Genomic DNA, 7316 nt, shown 5'->3' with positions numbered 1-7316 from the left:
TCAATCAAGGCTCTAAGTGACCGAAGAGGTAAAAACAGAAGAGGACCGGTCGTCAATCAAGGCTCTAGGCGACTGAAAAAGTGAAAAAAGAAGAGAAACGGTTGTCAATCAAGGCTCTAAGTGACCGAAGAGGTAAAAAAAGAAGAGAAACGGTCGTCAATCAAGGCTCTATGTGACCGAAGAGGTAAAAAAAGAAGAGAAACGGTCGTCAATCAAGGCTCTAGGCGACCGAGGAAGTGAAAAAAGAAGAAAAACGGTCGTCAATCAAGGCTCTAAGTGACCGAAGAAGTGAAAAAAGAAGAGGAACGGTCGTCAATCAAGGCTCTAGGCGACCGAAAGCCTGAAAAAAGAAGAGTTCTGGTCGTCATTATCTAATCTAGCCCATATACTCAACAAAATCATAAGCCCTATAAAATTTATCTCAACGAAAAACAAACGTGATTTTGTTGATTTTGAATTATGAATGTACCAAGATAGAATATATAAATGGAAAAGTCAGAAATTTAGGGATAGTGAGGAGAGTTGAAACGATGAAACTGCTTCAATTTAGGAAAAACGATGAGATTCGATTAGGTGTAAAAACAGATTTTGGTGTGTTGGATGTAAAAGAGGCTGCAACGGCTTCCGGGCAATCTACTCCAGTTACTCTTCAGGAAGTAATTTCTAATTCTATGGAAGGGCTTGCTAAACTTACTAGTTTAGTAGAACGTACTGTACAAAAAGGAAAAGAAGAATTCTTTATTTCAAGTGAAGATGTAACATACGCTCCGGCTGTAACAAATCCGGAAAAAATCATTTGTGTAGGCTTAAACTATATTAATCATGCGAAAGAGTCAAATATGGATATTCCCACATCACCGATATTATTCAGCAAATTTAACAATGCATTAGCTGCCCACCAAGAACCTGTCACCATTCCGACAGGAGTAGAAAAAATGGATTATGAGGCAGAGCTTGTTCTAATCATTGGCAAGACAGCTAAAAATGTTTCAGAGGATGAGGCATTGTCCTATGTTTTTGGATACACCGTCGGTAACGATGTTTCCGCAAGAGATTGGCAATTTAAAAAACCGGTCAATGGCTGCTAGGAAAAACTCCTGATGGGTTCGCGCCAATAGGTCCATATGTTGTCACAAGTGATGAAATGAATCCTAATGAATTAACGATTGAATGTCGTATAAATGGGCAGCTTCGTCAAAAAGCTAATACAAAGGATATGATATTTAACTGTGCCACATTAGTAAGTTATATTTCTCAGCATATGACTTTAAAACCGGGCGATATCATTTTTACAGGTACTCCTGATGGTGTTATCCTTGGGTACCCCGAGGGAGAACAAAATTGGTTAAAATCAGGGGACGAGATGGTAGTTTCCATAGAGTCCATTGGGGAATTGAAAAATAGTCTGCAATAATAAAAAAGTCTGCCCACCCGTGATACAGGGGAAGCAGGCTTTTCTTATAGTTTGCAGGTAAAAAAATTTTAAAAAAAGATATTGATTTTTCAAAAAATACATATTAAGATATGTAAAAGTAAACCTATAAAATTAATCGGAATTAAATAAAACCAAAACGTGGCCGATCAGACGAACTGAAGGCACTTATCTCATTACATGGATAAGTGCCTTTTTTTTACCTTTTAAGCTAGGTGTTGGTTGTAAGATTAGTCAATTATAAAAAGGAGTTGATTGTTGTGCTAAAAGGACGATTTAATCAGGAAGTGGTGGAAAAAATAGCTAATTTGTTAGAAGGATTGGAGTTTGGATCGATTCAAATAACGGTCCATGATTCGCAAATCACCCAAATTGATCGTCTGGAAAAATATCGGTTTCAGCTGCAAAGTAAAAAAAGTTCTCAGATTCTAACCAGTAAAAAGTAGGAAATGAAAAAATATGATGCCGATCGGACACCCGAAGGCCCTTTAGTTTCTACGTATTCATGTACGTAACTAATGAGGCTTTTTATTTTAAAAAGCCCATAAAAACAATAGGCTTTTTTAGCCCAAAAGGAGAGAAAAAGATGATGAAAAAAACATGGATTACCCTATTTACCTTACTCCTTCTAGTGGGGGCTTCCGGGTGCTCAAACCAAACGGCCAGTAATGAGAAAAAAGGAACAGATTCAAAAAAGAACATTGAATTATTAAATGTATCCTATGATCCAACACGAGAGCTTTATCAAGAATACAATAAGAACTTTGCTGCTTATTGGGAGAAAAAAACGGGACAAAAGGTAACTATTAAACAATCACATGGAGGGTCAGGCGCGCAGTCCAGATCCGTTATTGACGGTTTGGAGGCTGATGTTGTGACATTAGCACTGGCCCATGATATAGATGCCATTGCCAATACCGGAAAAATTTCAGCGGATTGGCAGAAACGATTCAATGACAATAGTTCGCCTTATACATCTACAATTGTGTTTCTTGTCCGTAAAGGCAATCCGAAAGGGATAAAAGACTGGAATGATTTGGTGAAAAAAGGTGTCTCGGTCATTACACCGAATCCGAAAACTTCCGGAGGAGCAAGATGGAATTTCCTGGCTGCCTGGGGGTACGCATTAAAGCAAAACAATGGTGATGCAGCTAAGGCAAAGGAATTTGTCACAAAGCTATATAAAAACGTGCCTGTATTGGATTCTGGTGCCAGAGGTTCAACGACTACCTTTGTGGAAAAAGGAATCGGCGATGTTTTGATTGCATGGGAAAATGAGGCGTATCTTGCCATTAATCAACTTGGAAAGAATAAATTTGAAATCGTCAATCCATCGGTTAGTATTCTTGCAGAGCCTCCCGTCTCCGTTGTGGATCAAGTAGCAAAAAAACATGGGACGGAAAAAGTGGCTAAAGCTTATCTCGACTATCTCTATTCAGATGATGGGCAGGAAATTGCCGCTAAAAATTACTACCGGCCACGCTCCCAAAAAGTTGCCGAAAAGTATGCTAGTCAATTTCCGAAAATCAACCTGTTTACCATCGATGATCTTTTTGGCGGCTGGAAAAAGGCGCAAAAAACCTATTTCGATGATGGCGGGGTCTTTGATCAAATCTATAAACCATAAAGGAGACCTTACAAATGGCTAAGAAATTAAAACAGAAACGGGTCTTGCCAGGGTTTGGGCTCTCGATGGGATATACGGTCATTTATTTAAGCTTAATCATCCTGATTCCACTCGCAGTGCTTTTCTTAAAAGCATCTACACTCAGCTTGAAGGAATTTTGGGACACGGTAACTGATCCGAGAGTAGTAGCTTCTTATAAACTGACAATCTACACTTCTTTCGTTGCCGCTATCATCAATGCTGTATTCGGAACGCTTATCGCCTGGGTTCTAGTAAGATATGAATTTTTTGGAAAACGGATCATCGATGCTGCTGTCGATCTTCCGTTTGCTTTACCCACCGCTGTGGCGGGGATTGCCCTTACAACTATTTATGCACCGAATGGGTGGATTGGGCATTATTTTGATGCTATGGGAATGAAGGTGGCCTATACCCCGCTTGGAATTATGATAGCTCTGACTTTTATCGGATTGCCGTTTGTTGTCCGGTCCGTCCAGCCGATTTTGCAGGATTTAAATCATCAATATGAGGAGGCAGCTTCTACACTTGGTGCCAATCCAGTGCAGATTTTTTTCAAAATAATTTTTCCCGCTATCTTCCCAGCCATCCTTACTGGCTTTGCCCTTGCCTTTGCAAGGGCATTAGGGGAATATGGATCAGTTGTCTTTATTTCCGGTAATATGCCGATGAAAACAGAAATTGTTCCATTACTTATCATTACGAAATTGGAGCAATTCAACTATGCAGGTGCAGCGGCCATTGCCAGTGTCATGCTTGTCTTTTCGTTTATTTTATTATTCGTAATTAATGTTTGGCAGTGGAAAACGACAAAAAAACAGCAACTGACTTAAAGGTGATGATGAAAAATGATCGTTGAAGAAATAACATTTATTGAAAAAAGAGCCCGGGTTGATGGGGCAGCCCTGTTCCGAAAATGGATCTTAATCGGAATTGCATTCGTTTTTTTGGGTTTATTTATCTTTCTGCCACTGCTAGCAGTTTTTTCAGAGGCATTAAAAAAAGGCATTCAATTATACTTTCTATCTCTTACAGAGCCTGATGCAAGGGCTGCGATTACGTTAACTTTGCTCACAGCTGCGATTGCTGTTCCGTTTAATACGGTTTTCGGCGTGATTGCTGCTTGGGGGATTGCCAAATTCAATTTCAAGGGAAAAAATATTTTGATTACGCTGATTGATATTCCCTTTGCTGTTTCCCCTGTGATTGCAGGTTTAGTTTTTGTCTTGTTATTTGGTTCTAGAGGATTATTAGGTCCATTTCTCGAGGTTAACAATATCAAAATTATCTTCGGAGTGCCGGGAATCGTTCTTGCTACTGTCTTTGTTACGTTTCCGTTTGTTGTTCGGGAATTGATTCCGATTATGCAGGAACAAGGAACATCAGAGGAGCAGGCTGCAATTACACTCGGTGCGAGCGGGTGGCAAATGTTTTTTCGTGTTACGCTGCCCAATATAAAATGGGGGCTGCTTTACGGAGTGATTCTCTGTAATGCACGTGCCATGGGGGAGTTTGGAGCCGTTTCCGTCGTTTCAGGCCATATACGAGGGGAAACGAATACGATTCCGCTCCAGGTAGAAATCTTGTATAACGAGTACAATTTTTCGGCGGCTTTTGCGGTTGCTTCTTTACTAGCACTGCTTGCCCTGTTAACCCTTGTCTTAAAGAGCATGGTGGAATGGAAAACAAAACGGTAAAGTATGTTTTAGCGTAATTGGGGGATGAAAAAAATGGGAATTAGCATAAAGGATGTTTCAAAATCATTTGGCACATATTCAGCTGTTAAAAATGTCAATTTGGAAGTGCCCACGGGAGATTTTGTCGCATTATTAGGGCCATCAGGCTCAGGAAAAACTACTCTTCTTCGGTTAATTGCCGGGTTAGAGAACATAGATTCAGGAAAAGTTCTATTTAATGGCATAGATTATACACACAAAACAGTAAAGGAACGCAAGGTGGGGTTTGTTTTTCAAAACTATGCCCTGTTTCAACATATGAATATTTTTGAGAATGTCGCCTTCGGTCTAAAGGTAAAAGCGCGAAAATCACGTCCATCTAAAACAGAAATAAGGGAAAAGGTCTTTGAATTATTAAAACTTGTCCAGCTTGAAGAGTTTGCAGATCGGTATCCATCCCAGCTTTCAGGAGGGCAAAAGCAGCGGATCGCGTTAGCCAGATCTCTTGTTGTCGAGCCTGAAGTTCTGCTGTTGGATGAACCATTTGGGGCATTGGATGCAAAAGTCCGGCTGGAGCTTCGCCATTGGTTAAGGGAAATCCATCAAAAGCTCAACATCACCACCATTTTTGTCACGCATGATCAGGAAGAAGCTCTTGAAATGGCTGATACAGTCGTTGTCATGAATAATGGGGGAATCGAACAAATCGGTTCACCAGAAGAGGTTTATCATCATCCTTTAAATGCTTTTGTTTACAGCTTTTTAGGTAGAGTAAATGAATTTAGAGGCGACGATCTATTTCATATAAATAATCAAATTGAGGAAACAGAGGAGACGATAGGTTACATTAGACCTCATGAAATTGTACTTAGCAAATTGGTGAAGAAGGGAAGTGTTCCGGCGGAAGTTCGGCATGTTCATACTGTCGGTTCCATTGTCCGGATTGAATTAAGACAAATTTATTCGAATAATTTTTTTGAAGCAGAAATGAATGCGAATAAATACCGGGAAATGGGTTCATTTCAAAAAGGGGAGATACTTTACGCCGAGTTTAAAAATTTAGTAGTGTTTGGGAATAAGAAAGATGGTCTTCCCATCGAAAATAAACTTCGAGCCATCTATTAAACGGACTATGGAACCAATAGTGCATTCATCTTTTAAGGCATCATCCCTATGGATAGCTGCCTTTTTTGCTTTATAATTAGAAAGGTCTGGGTTTATTTCTATTTTTAGGAGAGAGTTGAAAATGAAAAAGTTTCTTACTATTTTTATGTTAACCGTCAGTTTCATTTGTATAAGTTATAGTTCAGCGTCAGCAGCAAGCCAAAAGCAGCCATCGTTACATGTAAACCGAATCTATAAATCTGCCAGCCTTGTTACGGGGAAAACAGCTCCTAAAGCTTATGTATCCGTATATCGTTCCACTGGAAAAAAAGTTGCTGGAATCACTGCTGATTCAAAGGGGAATTTTAGAATTCCAGTTTCAGGTCTTTCGGGAAAGACAGTGACAATCTATGCAACAGATAACAAAAATAAAAGCCGCACAAAAAAAGTTATAAAGTTGGATTTATCGGCCAATCCGGCAAATACAATTTTATTAGGAGCTCCTTTTATTGATCAAAATAAGGCTGGTGCACCGATGGGCTGTGAGGGCGCATCATTATTAGAAGGGCTGCAATACCAAGGCAAAGCTTTAAACATCAGCTTAAGGCAGGTATTACAAAAAATGCCGATTGCCAAAGACGATAATCCGTATCATGGTTTTGGCGGATCACCGTTTTATGTATTAAAGCGAGAGGTATTCCAGTCGATTTTTCCCGCCCCGTTGGCGAATTATGGGCGTACATATGGCAATACAAAAAATATCTCGGGGGCTTCCTCCTCAACCTTGAAACAATATTTACGTAAAGGATCTCCGGTTATTGTTTATATTGTTATCCATTGGGAAAAGCCCATCTATCACCGTTACAATTGGGGAGTTGGAATTGATAATTCTCACGTTGTCTTGGTAGATGGTTTCAAAAAAGATGCGTACCATATTGTTGATCCTAACCAAGGAAAATATTGGGTGTCTGCATCAAAGTTTGAAAAATCCTATAATTATAAGAAGTTTGCGGTAGCTGTTCAGCCTTAACTGTATATGAATATACCGGTTACTTAGGGAGAACTCTAAAGAAAAAGGAGGTCTACCCAATGTGTGCCAATTTATTTAATAGAGATAAGGGAGAAGAGAAGGAAAAACTTGAAGAAGTCCTTGAACATTCCATTGAGGTTGAAGAAGATTTAATGCGTACTTATCTGATAACAGCTGAGCGAATTCATGATGATGATGAATTAAAAGAACGTCTCGAAAATTTTGCTGAAGGAAATGCGAAAAGGACAAAACAGTTGATTGATGAGTTGAATGATCGGAAAGAGAAATAATAGGAAGCTGTGGGAAGAAAGAGATCCCGCAGCTTTTTAATTTTATAAGATAAGAAAGTATAAAATTCGGCTTCGAGAATTGTCCAGCTCCAGCGCCTAGCCCCTCGAGGTCACAAGCCAATCCGTCCAAAAGGTTAAA

Annotated in this window: 9 protein-coding genes; all 9 read left to right on the top strand. The window is 39.5% G+C overall.

Annotated features, from left to right (window positions below):
- The first annotated feature begins 530 nt into the window (after positions 1-530).
- The 9 genes from BIV60_RS31070 to BIV60_RS22010 all read left to right on the top strand — a co-directional run bounded on the left by BIV60_RS31070 (position 531) and on the right by BIV60_RS22010 (position 7177).
- Complete coding sequence (locus BIV60_RS31070) at positions 531-1088, top strand: fumarylacetoacetate hydrolase family protein (RefSeq protein WP_371261579.1); 558 nt, start codon at positions 531-533, stop codon at positions 1086-1088.
- A complete protein-coding gene (locus BIV60_RS31065; protein WP_371261580.1) occupies positions 1082-1414 on the top strand; it encodes a fumarylacetoacetate hydrolase family protein in 333 nt (110 codons plus the stop codon). Before BIV60_RS31070 ends, BIV60_RS31065 begins: the two co-directional genes overlap by 7 nt.
- Positions 1415-1692: 278 nt before the next feature.
- The gene (locus BIV60_RS22040) at positions 1693-1878 is read left to right on the top strand and encodes a YezD family protein (RefSeq protein ID WP_141770524.1); all 186 of its coding nucleotides are present in this window, start codon (positions 1693-1695) and stop codon (positions 1876-1878) included.
- A 143-nt stretch (positions 1879-2021) separates the two neighbouring features.
- The gene (locus BIV60_RS22035) at positions 2022-3059 is read left to right on the top strand and encodes a sulfate ABC transporter substrate-binding protein (protein ID WP_083402394.1); all 1038 of its coding nucleotides are present in this window, start codon (positions 2022-2024) and stop codon (positions 3057-3059) included.
- Between the two features lie 14 nt (positions 3060-3073).
- Complete coding sequence (gene cysT, locus BIV60_RS22030; RefSeq protein WP_071357877.1) at positions 3074-3910, top strand: sulfate ABC transporter permease subunit CysT; 837 nt, start codon at positions 3074-3076, stop codon at positions 3908-3910.
- A 15-nt stretch (positions 3911-3925) separates the two neighbouring features.
- On the top strand, positions 3926-4774 hold the full coding sequence (gene cysW / locus BIV60_RS22025; RefSeq protein ID WP_083402393.1) for a sulfate ABC transporter permease subunit CysW: 849 nt from the start codon (positions 3926-3928) through the stop codon (positions 4772-4774).
- A gap of 33 nt (positions 4775-4807) precedes the next feature.
- Entirely contained in the window at positions 4808-5878 is a 1071-nt protein-coding gene (locus tag BIV60_RS22020) for a sulfate/molybdate ABC transporter ATP-binding protein (protein ID WP_071357876.1), read from the top strand.
- Positions 5879-5999: 121 nt separating this feature from the next.
- On the top strand, positions 6000-6887 hold the full coding sequence (locus tag BIV60_RS22015; RefSeq protein WP_071357875.1) for a C39 family peptidase: 888 nt from the start codon (positions 6000-6002) through the stop codon (positions 6885-6887).
- Positions 6888-6946: 59 nt separating this feature from the next.
- A complete protein-coding gene (locus BIV60_RS22010) occupies positions 6947-7177 on the top strand; it encodes a hypothetical protein (RefSeq protein WP_071357874.1) in 231 nt (76 codons plus the stop codon).
- Positions 7178-7316 lie beyond the last annotated feature (139 nt).

This window comes from Bacillus sp. MUM 116 (assembly GCF_001866655.1).
Lineage (GTDB): Bacteria > Bacillota > Bacilli > Bacillales > Cytobacillaceae > Neobacillus.
The sequence above is the reverse complement of the archived record's forward strand: the minus strand, read 5'-3'. Positions and strand labels throughout refer to the sequence as shown.

Excerpts from the sequence above, each read along its gene's own strand:
- BIV60_RS31070 (WP_371261579.1), top strand. The coding sequence starts at position 531 with ATGAAACTGCTTCAATTTAGGAAAAACGATGAGATTCGATTAGGTGTA.
- BIV60_RS22035 (WP_083402394.1), top strand. The coding sequence starts at position 2,022 with ATGAAAAAAACATGGATTACCCTATTTACCTTACTCCTTCTAGTGGGG.
- cysT (WP_071357877.1), top strand. The coding sequence starts at position 3,074 with ATGGCTAAGAAATTAAAACAGAAACGGGTCTTGCCAGGGTTTGGGCTC.
- cysW (WP_083402393.1), top strand. The coding sequence starts at position 3,926 with ATGATCGTTGAAGAAATAACATTTATTGAAAAAAGAGCCCGGGTTGAT.
- BIV60_RS22020 (WP_071357876.1), top strand. The coding sequence starts at position 4,808 with ATGGGAATTAGCATAAAGGATGTTTCAAAATCATTTGGCACATATTCA.
- BIV60_RS22015 (WP_071357875.1), top strand. The coding sequence starts at position 6,000 with ATGAAAAAGTTTCTTACTATTTTTATGTTAACCGTCAGTTTCATTTGT.
- BIV60_RS22010 (WP_071357874.1), top strand. The coding sequence starts at position 6,947 with ATGTGTGCCAATTTATTTAATAGAGATAAGGGAGAAGAGAAGGAAAAA.